The sequence below is a fragment of the Ideonella sp. B508-1 genome (assembly GCF_000333615.1).
In the GTDB taxonomy this organism is placed as follows: Bacteria; Pseudomonadota; Gammaproteobacteria; order Burkholderiales; family Burkholderiaceae_C; genus Ideonella.
This window is the reverse complement of record NZ_BADL01000114.1, coordinates 28583-45240: the sequence shown is the minus strand read 5'-3', so window position 1 is coordinate 45240 and position 16658 is coordinate 28583. Positions and strand designations below refer to the sequence as shown.

Below are 16658 nucleotides of genomic sequence, written 5' to 3'. Positions count from 1 at the left end.
AATCCTGGGTGCGCAAGCAGGCGCAGGCGCTGGTGCGCCATCTGCCTGCCAACGTGGAGCGCGCGGATCTGATCCAGGTCGGTCTGATCGCCGTGGCGCAGGCGGCCGTCACTTCGAATGGGAGGGGGACCGCGAGACCGAAGAGGCCCAGCAGGCGTTTGTGCGCTACGCGCGCATGCGCGTGAAGGGCGCCATGCTCGACGAGCTGCGCCAGATGGATTTCCTCTCCCGCAGCGAGCGGCGCAAGATCAAGGTCATCCAGATCGCGCGCGAGCGCTTTCGCAGCCGCCACGGCAAGGAGCCCACGCTGGCCGAGCTGACCGAGCTGACCGAGCTGGACATGGACGAGGTGCAGGCGCTGCTGCAGGCCGACCAGATGGGACGCAACCAGAGCAGTCTGGATGACGAGCCCGACGACGCCAGCCACCGCCACCACCCGGCCACCCCCCAGGAAGAGGTCGAGGCGCGGGTGGACACCGGCATCGTGCTGCGCCGCCTGGAGCAGTTCTTCGCCGAGCTGCCCGAGCGCGAGCGCATGGTCATCGAGTCCTATCTGGGGGTGGGGCTGACCCCGGTGGAGGTGGCCAAGTCGCTCAAGGTCACGCCGTCCCGGGTCTCGCAGATCTACCACTCGGTGGTGCGCAAGGCTGCGGCCCACTTTGCCGAGCCGCCGCGCCAGCGCGCGCTGGATCGATACCCCGACAAGCAATCCCAGGCCTTCCAGGACCTCATCTCCCAGCGCGAACGCGAACTGGCGCACTCGCCGGCGGGCAGCTGGGGCGAGCTCATGCAGAAGGTGCTGTCGCGCACCTCCGTCGACCCCGTGGCCGGGGCCTGAACTGGCGACGCTGGCGGGCCCCGGGGCGGGCCAGGGCATCGTGGGTCGATAATCCCTTCGACCGACTGACAGCGATGGACCCGCGATGAGTTTTCTGGCGATCGATATCGGCAACACGCGGCTGAAGTGGGCGCTCTACGCCTCTCCCCAGCCTGGCGCGGCCGTGCTGGCCCAGGGGGCGGTGTTTCTCGAGAACATCGATGTGCTGGCCGAGCAGGACTGGCGCTCGCTGCCGGTGCCGGCGTCCATGCTGGGTTGCGTGGTGGCCGGCGAGGCGGTGCGCCGTCGCGTCGAGGAGCAGCTGGAGTTGTGGGACCTGACGCCGCGCTGGGTGGTGCCCTCGGCCCACGAGGCTGGGGTGACCAACGGCTACGACCACCCGATGCGCCTGGGCGCGGACCGCTGGGTGGCGCTGATCGGCGCCCGCGGCCACATGCTCGCGCGCGGGCCGGCGCGGCCGGTGGTGGTGGTGATGGTGGGCACGGCCGTGACGGTCGATGCCCTGGACCGCGACGGCCGCTTCCTGGGCGGCTTGATCCTGCCGGGCCACGGCATCATGCTGCGGGCCCTGGAAAGCGGCACGGCCGGCCTGCGGGTGCCCACCGGCGAGGTGGTGCCCTTCCCGGCCAACACCTCCGACGCGCTGACCAGCGGCGGCACCTACGCCATCACCGGGGCCATCGCCCGCATGCGCCGCCATCTGGCCGAGCACAGCGAGGGTGAGGAGCCGATGCTGCTGATGACCGGCGGCGCCGGCTGGAAGGTGGCGCCCTACCTGGACATGCCCCACGAACTCGTGGAGTCACTCATTTTTGACGGGCTGCTGCAGATCCAGTCCCACCGCCTGGCCCTGTGAGCCTGCGGGTCGGGCCGGAGAGTGGCTTTCGACGTAGTGGCTCACCTCCGCGCGCAGCGCCGCCAGTTCCCGCCGCAGCAGTGCCATCTCGTGGCGCATGTCGTGGATGATCTCCCGCTCGATCAGCCGCTCCTCGGTCTCCACCCACTTGGTGGCGATGGCGGCGGTGACCAGCGTGAGCACGCCGAAGCCCAGCAGCACCACGAAGACGGAGAAGATCTTCGAGGCGGCGGTGGTGGGCACCACGTCGCCATAGCCCACGGTGGCTGCGGTGGTGAAGGCCAGCCACATGCCATCGGCCAGCGTGGGCGTGGTGGGCTCGAGCCACCAGAAGCCCAGGCCGCAGGCCAGCAACACGCCCAGTGACACCGTGAGCAGGTAGGTCACCCCCCCGCGCGTGACCAGGTGCTGCTGGGCCCACACCATGCGAAGCAGGGTGAGGAAAGCCACCAGCAGCCGCAGGCCCAACGCCAGGGTGGAGCTGCGGCTGTCGGGAATGAAGGCTGCCGCCAGCAGGCCGAACACCAGCAGCACATCCGTCGGGTTGGCCAGCAGGTGGGCCAGCGGGCGCCGGGTGTACCAGCTGACATGGGCCAGCGCCGAGCCCACCACCATGGCGGCCACCAAATAGGCCATGTCCGCCAGTTGGGAGGGCCGGTCTTGCAGCAGTTCGGCGTAGAAGGCCGGGATGGTGCAGACCAGCACCGCCATGATGGGCCAGCGCCAGGCCTGCTCGATCCGATGGGCCCGAGGGTTGTCGGCGGCCACCGGGCTCAGGCCCCAGCTGGCGACACGGTCGACAAAGCCCTGGGAATCGGAGGGGGGCGCGGGCGGAGAAGGCGGGCGTGGCATGCGATGAGCCTAGGGCAGGCGGGCGGCCCGCCGGCTTGCGCCCGGTCAAGCCCCCTCAGAGGATGTAACGCGACAGATCCTCATTGTGGGCCAGCTCGCCCAGCTTGGCGCCCACCGCGGCGGCGTCCAGCGTGACCGTCTGGCCGGCATGGCGCGGCGCGTCGAAGCTGATCTCGTCGAGCAGCCGCTCCATCACCGTGGCCAGGCGGCGCGCGCCGATGTTCTCGGTGCGCTCGTTGACCTCGTAGGCGATCTCGGCCAGTCGGCGGATGCCGTCCGGCGCGATTTCCAGCGTGACGCCTTCGGTGGCCAGCAGGGCCTGGTACTGGCGCACCAGGTTGGCATGGGTGCTCGAGAGAATGGCCTGGAAATCGTCCACCGACAGGGCCTGCAGTTCCACCCGGATCGGGAAGCGGCCCTGCAGTTCGGGGATCAGGTCGCTGGGTTTGGCCAGGTGGAAGGCACCCGAGGCGATGAACAGGATGTGGTCGGTCTTGACCATGCCGTGCTTGGTCTGCACTGTCGTGCCTTCGACCAGCGGCAGCAGGTCGCGCTGCACGCCCTGGCGCGAGACATCGCTGCCCTGGGTGTTGCTGCGGGTGGCCACCTTGTCGATCTCGTCGATGAAGACGATGCCGTTCTGCTCGGCGTTGTGCAGGGCGCGGGCCTTGATGTCGTCCTCGTTGACCAGCTTGGCGGCTTCCTCGTCGGTCAGCTGGCGCAGGGCTTCGGCCACCTTGAGCTTGCGCTGGGTCTTCTTGGCCGTGCCCATCTGCGAGAACAGGCCCTTGAGCTGCTCGGCCATCTCCTCCATGCCTGGCGGCGTGACGATGTCCACATTGGCGCGGGTCTCGGCCAGCTCCAGCTCGATCTCCTTGTCGTCCAGCGCGCCCTCGCGCAGGCGCTTGCGCATGACCTGGCGGGCGGTGTTGTCCGGGGCCGGGGCGACGGAGGCGGCAAAACCAAATTCCGCGCCGCCATGGCGCGGCGGCGGCACCAGGATGTCCAGGATGCGTTCCTCGGCCGCTTCCTCGGCGCGCATGCGGTGGCGGCGGATGGCGGCATCGCGCTCCTGCTTGATGGCCACCTCCATCAGGTCGCGGACGATGGTGTCCACGTCCTTGCCCACATAGCCCACCTCGGTGAACTTGGTTGCCTCCACCTTGATGAAGGGGGCGTCGGCCAGCTGGGCCAGGCGGCGGGCGATCTCGGTCTTGCCCACGCCGGTCGGGCCGATCATCAGGATGTTCTTGGGCGTGATCTCGGCGCGCAGCTTGGGCTCCACCTGCTGGCGCCGCCAGCGGTTGCGCAGCGCGATGGCCACCGCGCGCTTGGCGGCGTTCTGGCCGACGATGTGGCGATCGAGCTCGGAGACGATCTCCTGCGGCGTCATCATCGAGGGGGTGTCGGTGCTCGTGTCCGTGCTCATTCCAGCACCTCGATCGTGTGGTTCTGGTTGGTGTAGATGCAGATGTCGCCGGCAATCTCCAGCGACTTCTTGACGATGGTCGGGGCGTCCAACTCGGAGTGCAGCAGCAGCGCCTTGGCCGCGGCCTGGGCATAGGCGCCGCCCGAGCCGATGGCCACCAGGCCCAGCTCCGGCTCCAGCACGTCGCCGTTGCCGGTGATGATCAGCGAGGCCTCGCGGTCGGCCACGGCGAGCATGGCCTCCAGGTTGCGCAGCACCTTGTCGGTGCGCCAGTCGCGGGTGAGCTCGATGGCCGCGCGCACCAGGTGGCCGGAGTGCTTCTCCAGCTTGGCTTCGAAGCGCTCGAACAGGGTGAAGGCGTCGGCCGTGGCGCCGGCAAAGCCGGCCAGCACCTGGTCATGGTGGAGCTTGCGGACCTTGCGCGCGCTGGACTTGACGACGGTGTGGCCCAGGGTGACCTGGCCGTCGCCGCCCAGGGCCACCTGCCAGCGCCCGTCGGGCAACTGGCGGCGCACGCTGAGGATGGTGGTGCCGTGGTAGGTGTTCATCGTCCGACGTAGTTGGGGCCGTCGGAGCGGATCTCAAGCCCCACCGAAGGGGCGGGTGCCTTCAGACCTGGCGCAATTGCACCGGGGCGTGCTCGATGATGCCCATGGCGCGGAACATCAGCGCCACCAGGCGGTGGACTTCGGTGAAGCGGATCTGCCGGCCTTCGGCCCGCTTGGCGATGACCCAGTTGAGCAGATCGCCTGCCGCGATGAAGTCGACCCGGATCAGCAGTGCGCAGGAGATGTGGATCAGTCGGGCCTCGCCTAGGCGGCTGTCCAGCACCTCCAGCAGGGCACCGATGTCACCCGACAGCTGGCCGGACAACTCCAGCGTGGTCAGGCTCAGGCTGCCTTCGCCTTCGCCCAGTTCCTGGAAGGTGGTGATGGCCTCGCCGATCACCGACAGCGGGGCCGCGTGGGTGCTTGCGCCGACGCCGTCCAGCCGCACCGTGCAGCGGGTGTGTTCCCAGCTGGGTGGCGACACCTCGTAGGTGACGCAGTAGTCGATGGCCACCTCGTCGAACTGGTCGGGCCGGTTCACCAGGCGCAGGGCTTCCATGCGCGTCATCCAGTAGGCCGGATCGGCATCGCGCATGCCCACCGGCGCCGCGTCCTGCAGCACCTGGAACAGGCGGTCCGTGCCCAGCCAGCGCATCTGCAGCGACTGCCGGGCCCAGCCCTGCATCAGGCGGTACAGCCGGGCGGCCGCATCGGCATCCAGGTGTTCGAGCCGGCTCCAGTCCAGCGCCCAGGGCTGGGGCAGCTGCAGGGTCTGGGAATCGAGTTGCCCCACTCCGTCCGCGTCCAGGTCGGGCGGGCAGACCCAGGCCACCTGCACGTCGCTGGCCTGACCGCGCATCGGCACGGCCGTGGCTTCGGCCACCAACTGGGGCAGGGAGTACCACTGCGGCGCGGAGCGCTGCAGCTGCATCACGTAGTCGTTGGTCAGGGTGTCGAAGCGGGCTTGTTGGCCGGTGGCGCGGTAGAAGTCGAACAGCACCAGCCAGGTGTCGTTGTGGCCGTGCCGGATGCCATCGGCGCCGGTCAGCTGCCGCAGCGCGCGCTCGCACAAGGTGAAGTCGGCGTTGGCGAAGGCGATCACCGCCTCGTCCAGTTCCTGGTCGTGGGAGATCTCGCTGACCTCGATGTCCGGCACGGCCCCCAGGCCGACCGGGGCCACCGTGGGGGCCGGTGTCGCTGCCGTCGGCGCGGGCATGGGAGCGGGCGACGCCGGGTGGCTGGGCGTCTGTTCCAGCGGCGGCGGCAGGGTGTCGTGCAGCACGGGCACCGTGATGCCCGGGGGCAGGCCGGGCGGCAACTGCTCGCCCGTCTTCGGCAACCCCGTTTCCTGCCAGTCGACCATGGGTCGGGTGGCGTCGTCGTTGTGGGTGGGGATGGGGGCCGGGGTGGCCAGCTGGCGCACCGGCACGCTGGGCGGCGGCACCGGGGTGTTCAGCATGGGGGGCGGGGTCGTCCCCTTGGGCAGACGGGCCCCGGCGCTGCCGGCCACGCCTACCATCTGGCGTTCGATGGCGTCGATCTTGGCCTTGACGCTGCGGTCCGGGCCGCCGGGCAGCAGCGTGGCCTTGACGTCGCTGTCGTCGATGCGGGAGGAGGCGCTCAGGGCCTGGGCCTGCTCGGCGTTGAGGCCTTCGCGGCGGATGCGCCGCAGCATGTCCAGCTCGCGCTTGCGCACGAAATCATTGCGCCGCTTGCGCTCGATCATGGCCTTGAGTTCGGCCTTCTCGACGTCGGCAAACTGGCTGGACGCCGCTTCCGGCGGGCGGCTGATCAGATCGCGCGCCGGCTGGGCGACCAGCTTGACCATGCGGCGAAACACACCGTCTCCGTTACCGCTGGCCATGGGTCCTGCCTTGCTGCTGGAGAAAAGGGGGCATCAGTCCCCGAACATCTTCTGCTTGAGCTCGCGGCGCTGCTGGGCTTCCAGCGACAGCGTGGCGGTCGGACGGGCCAGCAGGCGGCCCAGGCCGATGGGTTCGCCCGTCTCGTCGCAGTAACCATACTCGCCGGATTCGATGCGGGCCAGCGACTGGGAGATCTTCTTGAGCAGCTTGCGCTCGCGGTCTCGGGTGCGCAGCTCCAGGGCGTGCTCTTCCTCGATGGTGGCGCGGTCGGCCGGGTCGGGGACGATGGAGGTGTCTTCGCGCAGGTTCTCGGTGGTCTGGCCGGCGTTGGACAGCAGGTCGTCCTTCAGGGCCTGCAGCTTGGTGCGGAAGAACTCCAGCTGCTTGTCGTTCATGTACTCCGAATCCGGCATGGCCAGAAGTTCGGCTTCGGTGAGCTCTCCGCCTGCCTTGGTCTTCCAGGCGTTGGCGAGTTTCGGGTCGGCCTTCGTGGCGGTCTTCACTGCATTCATGGGTTCGGGTTCAGGTCGGGCCGGGGGAGGCGCTGGGGAAAAACGGTCGTTGAAGCTGGCCGTGGATGCCATGGGCGCGGCGGCGGGACGCGGGGCGGCCGATTTTGCGGCGGCCCCCCGGGCGGAGGGCTTCTTGGCGGTGTCGGCCTCGGAGTCGCTGCTCCGGATCGCCGTTTTGGCCGGGGTCTTGCTCACGGTCGGTCTCCTCACCATTGCGCGAGTGAAAGGGCTTTATACCCTTGCCGAGCAGGCGGGCTGTGGTTCTCCCACCACTGCCAGCGGGTTCGGGCGCGCGGATTGTAGCCAGCCTGACCGTGCGCGGCTTTCACACCGCGCCTTGGTCAGGCGATGCAGCCTTCCAGGCCCTGCAGCAGGATTTCCTTGGGCAGGTCGATGCCGATGAACACCATCTTGCTCTCCTTGGCCTCGCCCGGGGCCCACTTCGGGCCCAGGTCGCTGCCCATGAGCTGGTGCACGCCCTGGAAGATCACCTTGCGCTCGCTGCCTTTCAGGCACAGCACGCCCTTGTAGCGCAGCATCTTGGGGCCGTACACCTGCACGATGGCGCCCAGGAAATCCTCCAGCTTGGCCGGCGACAGCGGCTTGCTGGTGCGGAAGACGAAGGACTTCACATCGTCGTCGTGGTGGTGATGGTGCGGGTGGTCGCAGTGCTCGCCATGTTCATGGTCGTGGTCATGATCATGGTGGTGATGGTCGTGGCCCTCGTCTGCCTTCAGGAAGTCAGGGTCGATGTCCAGCTTGGCGTTGAGGTTGAAGCCCTTGAGGTCGAAGACCTCGGCGATGGGCACCTCGCCGAAATGCACCCGGCGCTGCGGCGCACGCGGGTTCATGTGCTTGAGCCGGTGCGACAGGGCCTCGACGGCCTCGTCCTTCACCAGGTCGGTCTTGCTGATGAAGATCTGGTCGGCAAAGCCCACCTGGCGACGCGCTTCCTGGCGGGTGTCGAGCTGTTCGTTGGCATGCACCGCGTCGACCAGGGTCAGGATGGAGTCGAGCTGGAAGCTCTCGGCCACCTCGTCGTCCATGAAGAAGGTCTGGGCCACCGGGCCCGGGTCGGCCAGACCGGTGGTTTCGATCACGACGCGGTCGAAGTCGAGCTCGCCCTTGCGGCGGCGCTGGGCCAGGTCCGACAGGGTGCTGCGCAGGTCTTCGCGGATGGTGCAGCAGACGCAGCCGTTGCTCAGCTGGATGATCTGTTCCTGGGTGTCGGACACCAGGATGTCGTTGTCGATGTTCTCCGCGCCGAACTCGTTTTCGATCACGGCGATCTTCTGGCCGTGGGCTTCGGACAGCACCCGCTTGAGCAGCGTGGTCTTGCCGGAGCCGAGAAAACCGGTGAGGATGGTGGCGGGAATGAGGGACATGGAAACAGGACTCCGTGAAGGGGCCGCAGGCAGGTGTCTGCCCGAGGCCCACCGTCGATTTTTCGACAATGTTCCGCGGTGATGTACGCCGTGGCGGCACCGCAGAAGGCCGGACACTCTCGGCCATGCCTCAAGACCTGTCAAGTGAATCGAGTATTCTTGGCCTTCCTCCACTGCCGGCACAAGCGACGTGTCCGAACCTCAGCCTAGTCGACCGCCGCGCGGCGGTTCCCACCGGGGTCATCGCCCCGGGATGTCCCATGGCGGCGATCGCCGCACCCTGCTGGATCGGGTGATCGAGTTCATCTCGCCCGGGCCCGATTCCAAGGACGAACTGATCGAGACGCTGGCCGAGGCCGAGCACCGCGAGCTGATCGAACCCCAGTCGCGGGCCATGCTCGAAGGCGTGCTGCACATGGCCGACATGGTCGCCGGCGACGTGATGGTGGCCGAGCCCCGCATGGACATGCTCGACATCGACGCCCCGTACGACGAGATCCTCGCCACGGTGATCGACACCGGCCATTCGCGCTTTCCCGTCACGGAAGGCGGCCGGGCCAACATCATCGGCATCCTGTTGGCCAAGGATCTGCTCAAGCTGCAGCGCGCGCCCGAGCTGAACCTGCGCACCCTGCTGCGGCCGGCCGTCTTCGTGCCCGAATCCAAGGGCCTGAACGAGTTGCTGCGCGACTTCCGCAGCAACCGCAACCACCTGGCCATCGTGATCGACGAGTTCGGCAACACCGCCGGACTGCTCACCATCGAGGACGTGCTCGAGGAGATCGTTGGCGAGATCGAGGACGAGTTCGACGAGGCCGATGCCGAGAGTGGCGTCTACACCCTGGCCGACGGCAGCTACCGGGTGGCCGGCGACGCCGCCATCCCCGAGGTCAACCAGGCCCTGGCCGTGCAACTGCCCGAGGCCGACTTCGAGACCGTGGGCGGGCTGGTGGCCCATGAACTGGGCCGCGTGCCCCGCCGCGGCGAGGCCGTGCAACTCCATGGCCTGGAGTTCAACGTGATGCTGGCCCGCGGCGGCGCCGTGCGCTGGTTCAAGGTCCGCCGCCTTGCACCGGGTGAGACCGCCGCGTGAAGTCCCTGTGGCGTGAAGCCTCCGGGCGCTGGCCGGCCTGGGGCTGGGCCCTGCTGCCGGCCGCCGGGGCCCTGCTGACCGCCTCCACCGCACCGCTGGGGGCCTGGTTCCTGCAGCTTCCCGCCCTGGCGGTCCTGGCCTGGGCCGTGGGCCGGCTGGCGCCGCGGCGTGCGGCCCTGGCCGGTTGGCTGTTCGGCCTGGGCTGGCTGGTGTCCTCGCTCTGGTGGCTGTACATCAGCATGCACGACTTCGGTGGCCTGGCGCCGCCGCTGGCCGGGGCTGCGGTGCTGCTGCTGGCGGCCTTTCTGTCGCTCTACCTGGCCGCAGCCATGGCGGCGGTGGCCCGCTGGCGCACCGGCCGCCCCGCCGTGGACGTGCTGCTCTACACCGGCGCCTGGCTGCTGGCCGAACTGGCCCGGGCCAGCTGGTTCACCGGCTTCCCTTGGGCGGCGCCGGGCTATGCCCACACCGACGGCCTGCTGGCGCCGCTGGCGCCTTGGGTGGGCGTCTATGGGCTGACCGCGGTGGCGGCACTGTGGGGGGGGCTGCTGGGGCAGGGGCGCGCGCTGTGGCGCAGCGCCGGGGGGCGTGGGCTGATGCTGCTGGCCGTGGCCCTGCCGTTGGCGGCCGCGCTGGTGCCGTCGGATTTCACCCGGCCGACCGGGCAGATCTCGGTCAGCCTGCTGCAGCCCGATGTTCCGCAGGACATCAAGTTCGATCCCAACCGCCTGGCGGGCAATATGCTGGCCCTGCGTGAACAGGTGCTGGCCGCGCCGGGCCAGCTGGTGCTCACGCCCGAGTCGGTGCTGGCCGTGCCGCAGGCCGACCTGGCCCCGGCCTATTGGCAGAGCCTGATCCAGCCCTTCACCCGGGGCGACCGGGCGGTGCTGGTGGGCACCTTCCTGGGCGACAACGAGCAGGGCTATGTCAATTCCATGCTGGGCGTGTCCGCCGCCACGCTGCGGGCCGGGCGCGACTACAGCTATGGCAAGCGCCATCTGCTGCCCTTTGGCGAATTCATCCCGCCGGGCTTCCACTGGTTCGTGGAGATGATGCACATCCCGCTGGCCGACCAGGCCCGGGGCCAGAGCGAGGCACCCTTCGAGGTGGCCGGGCAGCGGGTGCGGCCGCTGATCTGCTACGAGGATCTGTTCGGCGAGGACTTCGCCGACAGCCTGGTCGGCCCGCAGTCACCCACCGTGCTGGCCAATGCCAGCAACCTGGCCTGGTTCGGCCGCTGGATGATGCAGGACCAGCATCTGCAGTTTTCCCGCATGCGGGCGATGGAGTTCCAGCGTCCGCTGGTGCGCTCCACCAACACCGGGGCCACCGCGGCCATCGACCTCCACGGCAAGGTTACTGCCCGCCTGCCCGCGTGGACGCCCGGGCGGCTGGATGTGGTGGTCGAAGGGCGGGAGGGCCTCACGCCCTACGCCGCCTGGCTGGCCCGCTGGCACCTGCTGCCGCTGTGGCTGGCAGGAGTGCTCTGCGTCTTGCCCGCCCTGATGTCGCGGCAGCCGCGGTCCAAGCCGCCCACGCAACCCTAAAATGAACGGTTCGCTTCCCTGTCCCGGCTCCGGCCGGGGTGGCCGGAGGCGCCGTTCCAGCCCCTGAATGCCGGCGCAACGACCGGCCTGACGTGATGCTCACCTTCCAGCAACTGATTCTCCGCCTGCAGGACTACTGGGGCAGCCAGGGCTGCGCCCTGCTGCAGCCCTACGACATGGAGGTGGGCGCCGGCACCAGCCACACCGCCACCTTCCTGCGCGCCATCGGGCCGGAGCCCTGGAAGGCCGCCTATGTGCAGCCCAGCCGCCGCCCCAAGGACGGCCGCTACGGCCAGAACCCGAACCGCCTGCAGCACTACTACCAGTTCCAGGTGGTCCTGAAGCCGGCGCCGGCCAACATCCTGGAGCTCTACCTGGGCAGCCTGGAGGCCCTGGGCTTCGATCTGAAGAAGAACGACGTGCGCTTCGTCGAGGACGACTGGGAGAACCCCACGCTGGGCGCCTGGGGCCTGGGCTGGGAGGTCTGGCTCAACGGCATGGAAGTGACCCAGTTCACCTACTTCCAGCAGGTGGGCGGCATCGACTGCAAGCCCATCACCGGCGAGATCACCTACGGCCTGGAGCGCCTGGCCATGTACCTGCAGGGCGTCGAGAACGTCTACGACCTGGTCTACACGGATGGCCTGAAGTACGGCGATGTTTTCCTGCAGAACGAGATCGAGCAGTCGACCTACAACTTCGAGCACAGCAACGTCGAGTTCCTGCTGCAGGCCTTCGGCGCGCACGAGGGCAATGCCCAGCAGCTGATCGCCGCCCAGCTGGCGCTGCCGGCCTATGAGCAGGTGCTCAAGGCGGCCCACACCTTCAACCTGCTGGATGCGCGCGGTGCCATCAGCGTGACCGAGCGGGCCGCCTACATCGGCCGCATCCGCAACCTGGCGCGCGCGGTGGCCCAGAGCTACCTGGACAGCCGGGCCCGGCTGGGCTTCCCGATGGCCCCCAAGGCCTGGGCCGACGAAGTCACCGCCCAGATCGCAGACAAGGCCGAGAAGGCCGCCCAGGCGGCCGCCAAGAAGGGGGCCTGAACACCATGACCGCACAGACCCTCCTCGTTGAACTGTTCGTCGAAGAACTGCCGCCCAAGGCGCTGAAGAAGCTGGGCGAATCCTTTGCCGGCACCCTGGCCGCCAGCCTGCAGGCCCAGGGCCTGGCGCCGGCCGATGCGACCGTCACGCCTTTCGCCTCGCCGCGCCGCCTGGGCGTGGCCGTGAGCGGCGTGCTCTCCAAGGCGGCCGACCGCGCGGTGCAGCAGAAGCTGATGCCGGTGGCCGTGGCCCTGACGGCCGATGGCCAGCCCACGCCCGCGCTGCTCAAGAAGCTGGCGGCCGTGGGCGCGGATGCCTCCGTGCTGCCGCAGCTCAAGCGCCTGCCCGACGGCAAGGCCGAGGCCCTGTTCCTCGACAGCCTGGTGCCCGGTGCGCTGCTGCCCGAGGGCCTGCAGAAGGCCCTGGACGAGGCCATCGCCAAGCTGCCCATCCCCAAGGTCATGACCTACCAGTTGGCCGATGGCTGGAGCGATGTGAAGTTCGTGCGCCCGGCCCACCGCCTGGTCGCGCTGCATGGCGAGCATGTGGTCCATGTGCAGGCCCTGGGCCTGAACGCTGGCCGCGAGACGCAGGGCCACCGCTTCGAGGCCACCACGCCGGTGGTCACGGTGGACCATGCCGAAAGCTACGCCCGCCAGCTGCGCGAGCAGGGCGCGGTCATCGCCAGCTTCGACGAGCGCCGCGCCGAGATCGTGCGACAGCTGCAGGCCGCCGCGGCGAAGGAGGGTCTGCAGCCCATCGAGGACGAGGCCCTGCTCGACGAGGTCACCGCCCTGGTCGAGAAGCCCAATGTGCTGACCTGCCAGTTCGAGCCGGAATTCCTGGCCGTGCCGCAGGAGTGCCTCATCCTGACGATGAAGGCCAACCAGAAGTACTTCCCGCTGCTGGACGGCCACGGCAAGCTGACCCACAAGTTCCTGATCGTCAGCAACATCCACCCGGCCGACCCCAGCGCCGTGATCGGCGGCAACGAGAGGGTGGTGCGCCCCCGCCTGGCCGACGCCAAGTTCTTCTTCGACCAGGACCGCAAGAAGACCTTGGAGAGCCGTGTGCCGGGCCTGGCCAAGGTGGTCTACCACGGCAAGTTGGGCACCCAGGGTGAGCGCGCCCTGCGCGTGCAGGCCATCGCCCATGCCATCGTCAGCCAGCTGCGCCTGGCCACCGTGCCGTTCACGGCCGACGACAAGGACCACTTCGACGTTCTCGACAGCAAGGTGGCTCAGGCCGCACTGCTGGCCAAGACCGATCTGATGACCGACATGGTGGGCGAGTTCCCCGAGCTGCAGGGCATCATGGGCGGCTACTACGCTCGCTCCGAGGGCCTGCGCGACGGCGTGGCCATCGCCATCGAGGACCACTACAAGCCCCGCTTTGCCGGCGACGCGCTGCCGCGCAACCACACCGGCACCGTGCTGGCGCTGGCCGACAAGCTGGAGACCCTGGTGGGCCTGTTCGGCATCGGTCAGCTGCCCACCGGCGACAAGGATCCCTTCGCGCTGCGCCGCCATGCGCTGGGCGTGATCCGCCTGCTGGTCGAGAAGCACCTGCCGCTGGACCTGCCGGCGCTGGTCGCCGCGGCCGTGCCGGTGTTTGGCGAGCTGATCCAGAACCCGACCGAGGCCCTGCTGGGCTTCTTCACCGACCGTCTGGCGGTGTCCCTGCGCGAGCAGGGCTACAGCGCCCAGGAAGTGGATGCCGTGCTGGCCCTGGCCCCGGCCCGCCTGGGCGAGGTGCCCCGCCGCCTGGAGGCGGTGCGCGCCTTCGCCACGCTGCCCGAGGCCGCCTCGCTGGCTGCGGCCAACAAGCGCGTGTCCAACATCCTGAAGAAGGTCGAGGGCGCCCTGCCGACGGCCATCGACAGCGCCCTGCTGCAGGAGCCCGCCGAGCAGGCCCTGGCCGCCGCGCTGGCCGAGGTCGCGCCGCAGGCGGACGCCCGCTTCGAGGCCCACGACTACACCGGCTCGCTGCAAGCCCTGGCGGCCCTGAAGGCACCGGTGGACGCCTTCTTCGAGGACGTGATGGTCAATGCCGAGGACCCGGCCCTGCGCGCCAACCGGCTGGCCCTGCTCAACGGTCTGCACGGGGCGATGAACCGCGTGGCCGACCTGTCCCGTCTGGCGAGCTGAGCCCATGCCGGTCGCCGCGCCCAAGCTCATGATCATCGGCCGTGACGGCATCCTCAACCATTTCCGCGAGGACCACGTCAAGGAACCCGAGGAGCTCGAGCCCATTCCCGGCGCGCTGGAGGCCGTGGCCCAGCTCAACCATGCCGGCTGGCATGTGGTGCTGGCCACCAACCAGGGCGGCATCGGCCGCGGCCTGGTGGACATGGCCTCGGTCAATGCGGTGCATCTGCGGCTGATGAAGATGCTGGCGGCCAAGGGCGGGCGCATCGACGCCGTGTTCTTCTGCCCCCATGCCCCGGAGGAGGCCTGCGACTGCCGCAAGCCCCAGCCGGGCATGATGTTCGACATCGCCCGCCGCTACGGCGTGGACCTGAAGCAGGTGCCCATGGTGGCCGACACCCTGCGCGACCTGCAGGCCGCTCGGGCCGCCGGCTGTCCGCCGCACCTGATCAAGACCGGCCGTGCCGCCGAGGTCACCGAGGGCGAACGCCTGCAATGGGTGCAGTCCGTGCCTGGCACCGTGGTGCACGACGATCTGGGCGCTTTTGCCCGTTACCTGCTTCAGCGCGACGCGGCGGCCAAGCCCGCCCCGAACGACGCGCAAGGCCACTGAGGTTCTCATGCAACGTCTGGGATGGGTCCTGCGTTCGACCCTGTTCTTTCTCTGGATGGCCATCACCGTCATCCCCTGGGGCTCCTTCGTCGTGCTGGTGTCCATCGTGCTGCGTGGCAACACGCTGTACTGGATCTGCGCGGGTTGGCTGCGCGTGGCCCTGTGGGGGGCGCGCCTGATCTGCGGCGTGCGCTGGCGCATCATCGGCATGGAGAACGTGCCTTCCGCCGCCGATGGCCAGGCGGCGGTGCTGCTGGCCTCCAAGCACCAGTCCACCTGGGAGACCTTCGCCTACCCGGCACTGATGCCGCATCCGCTGTGCTACGTCTTCAAGCGCGAGCTGCTGTGGATTCCCTTCTTCGGCTGGTCCATGGCCCGGCTGGACATGATCCACATCGACCGCTCGCGCCGCACCGAGGCCTGGAACAAGGTGGCCGCGCAGGGGCGGCGCATCATGGGCCTGGGCAACTGGGTCATCATGTTCCCCGAAGGCACCCGCATCGCCCGTGGTGAGCGCGGCAGCTACAAGACGGGCGCCTCGCGGCTGGCCATCGCTGCGGGCGTGCCCATCGTGCCCATCGCCGTGAACTCGGCGCGCTGCTGGCCCCGCCGCAGCTTCCTGCTGCGCCCCGGGCTGGTGACGATATCCATCGGCCAGCCCATCGCTTCCGAAGGCCGCGCGCCGGAAGAGCTGATGCGCCAGGTCGAGGACTGGATCGAGACCGAGATGCACCGCCTCGACCCCGAGGCTTATCCGGCCGGCGCCTGACAGCCGGGGACGGGCGCCCTAGAATCGCCGCCCATGGCCGCCCGTCGTGATGCCGCCCAGCCGGAACAGATGTCCTTGTTCGACGTGATCGACGCGGCCTTCCCGTCCCTGGGCCAGGTGCTGCGGCCGGCGCCGGTGACGGGCGCTCCGGTGCCGGCGCGTCCCGCGCCGCCGGTGGCCACGGTGGTCCACGCCCATCCCCAGGCCGACCGCGAGATCCAGTTCGGCGACTGCCGGGTCGCCTACCGGCTGCGCCGCGCTCGCCGCAAGTCCATCGGCTTCGTCGTCAGTCCCGATGGCCTGTCCGTCAGCGCGCCGCGCTGGGTGGGGCAGGGCGACATCGACCAGGCCCTGCGGGCCAAGTCCGGCTGGATCCTGCGCAAGCTGGGCGAACAGCGGGACCGCCGACGCCATCTCGAGGCGTCCCGGATCGAATGGTGCGACGGTGCCAGCCTGCCCTTTCTGGGCGAGCCGCTGGTGCTGCGGCTCGACCCCCGGGTGGTCGGGGCTCAATTGGCCGGGGACGGTCTGCGCGAACTGCGCATCGGCCTGGCGCCCGGCGCCGCGGCCAGCCAGATCCGCGACACCGTGCAGTCCTGGTTGCAGCAGGAGGCCCTGCGCCACTTCGAAGGGCGTTGCGCCCACTTCGCGGCGCGGCTGGGCGTCACGCTGCGCCGCCTGCGCCTGAGCGCCGCCCAGACCCGCTGGGGCAGTGCCTCGGCCGATGGCTCGGTCCGCCTGAACTGGCGGCTCATCCACTTCGGGCCGGCCATCATCGACTATGTGGTGGCACACGAACTGGCCCACCTGCGCGAGATGAACCACAGCCCGGCCTTCTGGGATGTGGTGCGCTCGGTGATTCCTGACCTGGATGCCCGGCGCGCGGCCCTCAAATCGCCGGCCCTGCCCCTTTTTGATTGAGTTTTTCCTGACGGTCTTTCATCAGGATTGATGATTATGGTCACCCCGACAGGGGATAGGCCTGGGGGGGCTGTGAAGGCAAACTGAATGCATCGCTGTCAACACGTGACTGAAGGCATTTCAGGGAAGGTCACACAGCTCAGCCAGCCAGGGCAACTTGGCTGGCTTTTTTTTGCCTGGCCCGCCACCGCAGTCACCGTCCCTGCGTGCCGAGCGCTCCGGGCCCGGGGGCATGCC

The 16658-nt window shown here is 69.2% G+C and carries 15 protein-coding genes and 1 pseudogene; 10 read left to right on the top strand and 6 right to left on the bottom strand.

The window, feature by feature from the left end:
• The 3 genes and pseudogenes from I73_RS33730 to I73_RS05060 form a co-directional block, all read left to right on the top strand.
• Positions 1 to 185, top strand: a pseudogene (locus I73_RS33730) (hypothetical protein); the annotation flags it as partial.
• The gene (locus I73_RS26025) at positions 161 to 838 is read left to right on the top strand and encodes a sigma-70 family RNA polymerase sigma factor (protein WP_234409412.1); all 678 of its coding nucleotides are present in this window, start codon (positions 161 to 163) and stop codon (positions 836 to 838) included. The pseudogene I73_RS33730 and the gene I73_RS26025, both read left to right, overlap by 25 nt.
• Positions 839 to 923: 85 nt before the next feature.
• Entirely contained in the window at positions 924 to 1694 is a 771-nt protein-coding gene (locus I73_RS05060) for a type III pantothenate kinase (protein ID WP_022979620.1), read from the top strand.
• Here I73_RS05060 and I73_RS33725 read toward each other — a convergent pair.
• From I73_RS33725 to I73_RS05030, 6 genes are all read right to left on the bottom strand, one after another.
• On the bottom strand, positions 1641 to 2546 hold the full coding sequence (locus tag I73_RS33725) for a potassium channel family protein (protein WP_022979619.1): 906 nt from the start codon (positions 2544 to 2546) through the stop codon (positions 1641 to 1643). The genes I73_RS05060 and I73_RS33725 overlap by 54 nt on opposite strands.
• A gap of 55 nt (positions 2547 to 2601) precedes the next feature.
• Positions 2602 to 3975, bottom strand: a complete 1374-nt coding sequence (gene hslU / locus I73_RS05050; protein WP_040499590.1) for an ATP-dependent protease ATPase subunit HslU — start codon at positions 3973 to 3975, stop codon at positions 2602 to 2604.
• The gene (gene hslV / locus I73_RS05045) at positions 3972 to 4523 is read right to left on the bottom strand and encodes an ATP-dependent protease subunit HslV (RefSeq protein ID WP_022979617.1); all 552 of its coding nucleotides are present in this window, start codon (positions 4521 to 4523) and stop codon (positions 3972 to 3974) included. Before hslV ends, hslU begins: the two co-directional genes overlap by 4 nt.
• A gap of 61 nt (positions 4524 to 4584) precedes the next feature.
• Positions 4585 to 6387 (bottom strand): STAS domain-containing protein, encoded by a 1803-nt coding sequence (locus I73_RS05040; protein ID WP_026096329.1) that lies wholly within the window; start codon positions 6385 to 6387, stop codon positions 4585 to 4587.
• A gap of 33 nt (positions 6388 to 6420) precedes the next feature.
• On the bottom strand, positions 6421 to 7113 hold the full coding sequence (gene dksA, locus I73_RS05035) for an RNA polymerase-binding protein DksA (protein WP_374701945.1): 693 nt from the start codon (positions 7111 to 7113) through the stop codon (positions 6421 to 6423).
• 128 nt (positions 7114 to 7241) lie between these two features.
• Positions 7242 to 8285 (bottom strand): GTP-binding protein, encoded by a 1044-nt coding sequence (locus I73_RS05030; RefSeq protein WP_022979614.1) that lies wholly within the window; start codon positions 8283 to 8285, stop codon positions 7242 to 7244.
• A 253-nt stretch (positions 8286 to 8538) separates the two neighbouring features.
• Here I73_RS05030 and I73_RS05025 point away from each other — a divergent pair, with 253 nt between their 5' ends.
• The 7 genes from I73_RS05025 to I73_RS04995 all read left to right on the top strand — a co-directional run bounded on the left by I73_RS05025 (position 8539) and on the right by I73_RS04995 (position 16421).
• Complete coding sequence (locus I73_RS05025; RefSeq protein ID WP_022979613.1) at positions 8539 to 9378, top strand: HlyC/CorC family transporter; 840 nt, start codon at positions 8539 to 8541, stop codon at positions 9376 to 9378.
• Positions 9375 to 10925: an apolipoprotein N-acyltransferase gene (lnt, locus tag I73_RS26015; RefSeq protein ID WP_022979612.1), complete on the top strand. Its 1551-nt coding sequence runs from the start codon at positions 9375 to 9377 to the stop codon at positions 10923 to 10925. Before I73_RS05025 ends, lnt begins: the two co-directional genes overlap by 4 nt.
• Positions 10926 to 11020: 95 nt before the next feature.
• Positions 11021 to 11971, top strand: coding sequence for a glycine--tRNA ligase subunit alpha (gene glyQ, locus I73_RS05015; protein ID WP_022979611.1), 951 nt, complete (start codon positions 11021 to 11023; stop codon positions 11969 to 11971).
• A gap of 5 nt (positions 11972 to 11976) precedes the next feature.
• Entirely contained in the window at positions 11977 to 14118 is a 2142-nt protein-coding gene (glyS, locus tag I73_RS05010; protein WP_022979610.1) for a glycine--tRNA ligase subunit beta, read from the top strand.
• A gap of 4 nt (positions 14119 to 14122) precedes the next feature.
• Complete coding sequence (gmhB, locus tag I73_RS05005) at positions 14123 to 14731, top strand: D-glycero-beta-D-manno-heptose 1,7-bisphosphate 7-phosphatase (RefSeq protein WP_022979609.1); 609 nt, start codon at positions 14123 to 14125, stop codon at positions 14729 to 14731.
• 7 nt (positions 14732 to 14738) lie between these two features.
• On the top strand, positions 14739 to 15500 hold the full coding sequence (locus tag I73_RS05000) for a 1-acyl-sn-glycerol-3-phosphate acyltransferase (protein ID WP_022979608.1): 762 nt from the start codon (positions 14739 to 14741) through the stop codon (positions 15498 to 15500).
• A gap of 33 nt (positions 15501 to 15533) precedes the next feature.
• Positions 15534 to 16421: a M48 family metallopeptidase gene (locus I73_RS04995; protein ID WP_022979607.1), complete on the top strand. Its 888-nt coding sequence runs from the start codon at positions 15534 to 15536 to the stop codon at positions 16419 to 16421.
• The last annotated feature ends 237 nt before the right edge of the window (positions 16422 to 16658 follow it).

Excerpts from the sequence above, each read along its gene's own strand:
- I73_RS05060 (WP_022979620.1), top strand. The coding sequence starts at position 924 with ATGAGTTTTCTGGCGATCGATATCGGCAACACGCGGCTGAAGTGGGCG.
- I73_RS33725 (WP_022979619.1), bottom strand. The coding sequence starts at position 2,546 with ATGCCACGCCCGCCTTCTCCGCCCGCGCCCCCCTCCGATTCCCAGGGC.
- hslU (WP_040499590.1), bottom strand. The coding sequence starts at position 3,975 with ATGAGCACGGACACGAGCACCGACACCCCCTCGATGATGACGCCGCAG.
- hslV (WP_022979617.1), bottom strand. The coding sequence starts at position 4,523 with ATGAACACCTACCACGGCACCACCATCCTCAGCGTGCGCCGCCAGTTG.
- I73_RS05040 (WP_026096329.1), bottom strand. The coding sequence starts at position 6,387 with ATGGCCAGCGGTAACGGAGACGGTGTGTTTCGCCGCATGGTCAAGCTG.
- dksA (WP_374701945.1), bottom strand. The coding sequence starts at position 7,113 with ATGGTGAGGAGACCGACCGTGAGCAAGACCCCGGCCAAAACGGCGATC.
- I73_RS05030 (WP_022979614.1), bottom strand. The coding sequence starts at position 8,285 with ATGTCCCTCATTCCCGCCACCATCCTCACCGGTTTTCTCGGCTCCGGC.
- I73_RS05025 (WP_022979613.1), top strand. The coding sequence starts at position 8,539 with ATGTCCCATGGCGGCGATCGCCGCACCCTGCTGGATCGGGTGATCGAG.
- glyQ (WP_022979611.1), top strand. The coding sequence starts at position 11,021 with ATGCTCACCTTCCAGCAACTGATTCTCCGCCTGCAGGACTACTGGGGC.
- glyS (WP_022979610.1), top strand. The coding sequence starts at position 11,977 with ATGACCGCACAGACCCTCCTCGTTGAACTGTTCGTCGAAGAACTGCCG.
- gmhB (WP_022979609.1), top strand. The coding sequence starts at position 14,123 with ATGCCGGTCGCCGCGCCCAAGCTCATGATCATCGGCCGTGACGGCATC.
- I73_RS05000 (WP_022979608.1), top strand. The coding sequence starts at position 14,739 with ATGCAACGTCTGGGATGGGTCCTGCGTTCGACCCTGTTCTTTCTCTGG.
- I73_RS04995 (WP_022979607.1), top strand. The coding sequence starts at position 15,534 with ATGGCCGCCCGTCGTGATGCCGCCCAGCCGGAACAGATGTCCTTGTTC.